The sequence below is a fragment of the Bifidobacteriaceae bacterium genome, from assembly GCA_031281585.1.
Taxonomy (GTDB): Bacteria; Actinomycetota; Actinomycetes; order Actinomycetales; family WQXJ01; genus JAIRTF01.
On sequence record JAITFE010000122.1, the window covers coordinates 1 to 3593 of the forward strand.

General features: G+C 66.1%; 3 protein-coding genes and 1 tRNA gene. 2 read left to right on the forward strand and 2 right to left on the reverse strand.

Going from position 1 to position 3593, the window contains the following annotated elements:
- On the reverse strand, positions 1-965 hold a 965-nt coding region (locus LBC97_13080), incomplete at its 3' end, for a hypothetical protein (GenBank protein MDR2566959.1).
- 248 nt (positions 966-1213) lie between these two features.
- Here LBC97_13080 and LBC97_13085 point away from each other — a divergent pair.
- Positions 1214-1286: transfer RNA gene (locus LBC97_13085), tRNA-Thr, on the forward strand.
- A gap of 517 nt (positions 1287-1803) precedes the next feature.
- Positions 1804-2889: a virulence protein RhuM/Fic/DOC family protein gene (locus LBC97_13090; GenBank protein MDR2566960.1), complete on the forward strand. Its 1086-nt coding sequence runs from the start codon at positions 1804-1806 to the stop codon at positions 2887-2889.
- 447 nt (positions 2890-3336) lie between these two features.
- On the opposite strand, the gene LBC97_13095 is transcribed toward LBC97_13090, so the two are convergent.
- A partial coding sequence (locus tag LBC97_13095) for a transposase (protein MDR2566961.1) occupies positions 3337-3593 on the reverse strand: 257 nt, incomplete at its 5' end.

Consider the following 3593-nt stretch of genomic DNA (forward strand, 5'->3'; position numbering starts at 1 on the left):
CGCAAGTCGATCTCCACGCTGGGGGGACAGTTGATCGAAGAAACGTTGGTCACGGTTCGCGAATACTGGGAGGACTCGGGCTGGTTGCCCGAACCCTGGGTCTGGAGGCGGATATAACCTTTGGCGGGAGGCAGTTCGGGCACGGTGACGGTGCCCCCTTGGGTCAAGCCCTCGACGGTGCCGAGATGCGTTTCGGCGGTTGCGCCGGCGGTCCAGTAGAAGTCGAGCGTGACCGGCGCCTTGGGCGCCGGTGTGCCGGTGGGCGCGACAACTACCACTTGCAACTCGCAATTCACCAGCGTGACGGTGCCGTCCTGGGGATACCAGGTGAGGATTTTCCGGTCGGAAGCGGTGCTGGCGTTCACCATCATCGCGTCGGAGGTTGCCGCCTCCTCGTTCTCAGTCTTGTCAGCCGGAGATTGCGACTTGGTGGCCGTTCCAAAGACGTTGCGCCGGACCGGGACCGTGCCGGTCTGGTGCAGACGGATGGTCTCCGCGTGGTAGCCGTCAAACTCGTTGTCTTCGATCACGAGGTTCGACGCGACCGTGTTTCCGAGGCTGCTGTTGCCCGAGTTCCAATAGATCGCCACGCCCTGCTTGTCAGCCGGGACCGACAACTTGGCATTGTCAAACCTGTTGCCGCTGATCAGATTGGTCCCGTTAGGGGAGGCGCCGATGGACAATTCGATTGTTGCCTCGGTCTTGTCCAACGCGTCCACCCGGATGTCGCTGAACGTGCTGTTGATGATCGACCAGTTCGTCGACGACTTCACCCAACCCAGGTCGATCGGTTGGCGGTTGGCCCCTTTGGGGGCATCGCTGCCCGTGTTGGCGGTCGAGTTGACCACCAGCGTCAAGGTGCCCGCAGCCTCCGCGCCTTCGGCGGGGACTGGCCCCGCCCCCAGGGCAAGGCCCGCCATGAGCACCGCGCCGACCGCGCCCGCGCCCAATTCCCGTCCCCCCAAGACACTGCTTTCATCGCTGACGGCATAACGCCGACGCGGCCGCGCCCATTCCCGTCGGGCGGCCGCGCGATCAAATAAGGTTCACGGCGCCCGCCGAACCGCGCCCGCTGCGCGTCCCGGCCACTACCGGCTGAGCGGGCCTTGGCTGGACGGCATCGGGCAGAGGAGAAACCGTGTTGGACCTGCGCGTGGCCTGCGCTAGGGTGGTACGCGCTGCGCGCGCCGCTTTTGGTGGTGCTGGCGGGCAGGCCGCCTTAGCTCAGTCGGCAGAGCGATTCACTCGTAATGAATAGGTCAAGGGTTCGATTCCCTTAGGCGGCTCCTAGAGTTCCTGGTCAGGGGTGGTTTTTCCTGACGAGGAGGAGGCCGGAATGTGGCCAAACCACGAAATTGCCACAACTTTGGGCCCTGCACGTGCGGGGTAGGGCGTCATCTAGAACGGTCCCGGGGGCCGGTTTGACCGCTGCCCTGTGCGGACGCGTTCGGGCGGTAGGGAGGGCGCCGCTCTGCGGCCGGCCACACCGGCTCTACCCGGCGCGCGAGAGTGATGGTGGAGCCGGCAGCGAACCGCCGCGCCAAAAGGGGTGAGGAGTCAAGGCGATCAGCAAGCGCGAGGCCAACGCGCTGCGCGGCGAACCGTCGGCGAGCACAACTGTCGGCGCGGCCGCGGAGACTGCCGCAAACAGCCTCGGGCGTGAAGCCTGCGCAAAGCCGTTCACTCGTTGGACGTGCCGCCGACCTGACGCCGCAGGTCTCGTTGGGCATAGGCCCCGCGCCCCGGGGGTTACGTCAGACCCATGCGCAAGACTGGTTCCACCACCGACCGAGGAGGACGCACATGAGCGACGTGAACACCGGGGCCGACCCCAGCGGCATCGTCATCTACCAGTCCGAGGACGGCTCCACCGCGATAGACGTTCGGCTTGAGCGGGACACCGTTTGGCTGACGCAGGAGCAACTGGCCGCCTTGTTCCAACGGGATCAGTCGGTCATCTCTCGGCACGTGGCCAACGCGAAGAGGGAGGGCGAGATCCTTCCCGGCAGTTTCATGCAGAATGTGCATAGAACTTCGCCGGGCCGACCAGGTACGCTGTACGACCTTGAGGTGGTCATCGCTGTCGGCTACCGCGTGAAGTCCACGGAGGGAGTGCGTTTCCGGCGGTGGGCCACCACCGTTCTGCGGGACCATTTGACCCGCGGCTACACGGTCAACCAGCGGCGGCTCGACCAGTTGCACCTTGCGTTGGAGATTGTGGCCCGCTCGGCGGCGCCGGAGATCGCCGGCGTTACGAGCGTCCTCCAGGTCTACGCTGAAGGGCTTACCCTGCTGGATGATTACGACCACCAGCGTCTGCCGAAGCCGCCGGGCACCCGGGGCAGTTGGGAGCTGACTTATGGCGAGGCGCGCGCTTTTGTTGACTCGATGCGGCAGGGGCAGGACTCGGCGCTGTTCGGAGCGGAGCGGGACGGGTCCTTCTCCAGTTCAGTGGCGACCATCTACCAGGGGTTCGACGGCCGCGAGTTCTACCCGAGCGTGCAGGAGAAGGCCGCCAACCGGCTCTACCTGGTGGTGAAGAACCACTCGTTCGTGGACGGCAACAAACGGATCGCCGCAGCGCTGTTCGCCTACTTCCTCGAACGCAACGGCGTGCTGCGCGAGCTCGACGGCGCGCCCGTCATCGACAACGCCGCGCTTGCCGGACTGACCCTGATGATCGCGCTGTCCCAGCCGGCCGAGAAGGACGCGATGTGCAACCTGGTGATGAACTGCCTCGCCCCGGCGGCGCGCGCCGCGGCCGGCGAAGCCGGCTCCGGGGCTGCGGCCGGCCGCGCGGCGTCGGGGAAAGCCGGTGCGAGGGATGGAGGCGAGGCTGGGACCGGGGCGGACGGCATCGGGCAACAAAAGGCGCGCCCGCCAGCCTGACCGGGCCGGCGGGCGCAGCGGCGAGGCGCGCTCCGGGGCGCTCCGCTGCCGGATACCAGCGTCCCCGCAGCAGCCTCGCCGCGCGGTCATCGCTTACCCATCGAAATCAACGCCAACCGCTGAACACCGTCCGCGCCCAACAGCAACCACGCCTCCGCGCTGACCAGCAACAATCAACACGGACGGCAGCCATCGAAAACTGTTGAAAACCCCGATCTGGGAGTGAATAGGTCAAGGGTTCGATCCCCTTAGGCGGCTCGTTTTCGCAGGTCAGAGGCTATGCGCGGGTTGCCGATTCGCTGTTAGAGGGTTCGAGGTAACCGGAAACCTGACCAAAATGGGCGCTGGGCCCAGCGGGCTTGGCGCGGGCGTCAGGACCCTCGCGTGTTCTCGTGACGTAGATCTCAGCGCGGACCCCGTGGCCGGCCTGCGCTGCTAGGGTGTGTCTCATAAGTCTGTGGGCAAGGTGATTGTGGCCGCCAAGACGATTCCGGCGCGGTAGTTGCGGGCGTGCTTGTCATAGCGGGTGGCCGCGGCCCGGAACTCTTTGACCCGGTTGAAGAACCGCTCCACGACGTTGCGCCGCTTGTAAACCTCCGGGTCGAACGCCGGCGGGCGCCCTCCCCTAGAGCCTTTCGCCTTGCGTCGCGCTATCTGGTCCGCCTTCTCGGGGATCGTCGCCTTGATCTTCCCTCGCCTCAGCC